The organism is Curvibacter delicatus NBRC 14919 (assembly GCF_001592265.1).
In the GTDB taxonomy this organism is placed as follows: Bacteria; Pseudomonadota; Gammaproteobacteria; order Burkholderiales; family Burkholderiaceae_C; genus Hylemonella; species Hylemonella delicata.
Map to the genome: position 1 here is coordinate 1 of NZ_BCWP01000105.1, position 727 is coordinate 727.

A 727-nucleotide genomic window follows, 5' to 3' on the forward strand; every position below is an offset into this window, starting at 1 on the left:
GGGTTGCTCACCGTGACTTCAAGGCTGTACTCTTCGCGTTCCTTGTCCTTGATGATTTTTTCAAGGTCCTCCATCTCCGCCCCAAGTCTGTTGAGATTGGCTGTGAGCTGGTTCAGTGTGCCATCGCGATCGATGCCTTCAACGCGGGCGATCTTCCGATTGAGTTCTGCAATTTGCTCGTCAAGTGCTTTCTGCTCCGCGAGTAGATCATGAACTTCCTGCTGCCCAACTTGAATAGTGCCAAGGAAGGCAAGTGCCTTTTCCCGAAGTCCTTCGTGGAGGTAACTGTGGATTACGTTTTCTGCACAGTTTGACGGGGCCGGATGAAATAGCGACGCCCAAGCAGTCTCAATTCTTTCTCTTATCACGCCAAGCTGTGCATCTGTTAGCTCGGGGTTGAATCTAGGGCCTGAGTCGCCCAAGAACGCTTGAGAAAATTTCTCTCTCTTCGGCTGAAGAGAGCGGCACTCTGACTGCCACTCTGCAAGTGCTATTTCGCCTTTCAGTTGTGCACGAAATTCGTTTAACAGCTGCTTAGGCATCAGGTGGAAAGGAAGCTTGTCTGCAAGAATACGTTCTAGCTTTTTCTGTGCATCTGCCATTTGAGCGCGCAGTCCTTGGCGCTCCTCTGCCAGATCCTTGACCGTGGCGACGTCACCACGCCCACCACCAGCACTTGCGATGCGCTGAAAAAGCGATTCACGTTCAGCTTTCAGGCCACTTAAGG

At 51.9% G+C, this 727-nt stretch carries 1 protein-coding gene; it reads right to left on the reverse strand.

Going from position 1 to position 727, the window contains the following annotated elements; genetic code table 11:
- Nucleotides 1–727, reverse strand: a 727-nt coding sequence (locus CDE01S_RS18795) for a hypothetical protein (protein ID WP_169802294.1), incomplete at both ends; no start/stop codon positions are given.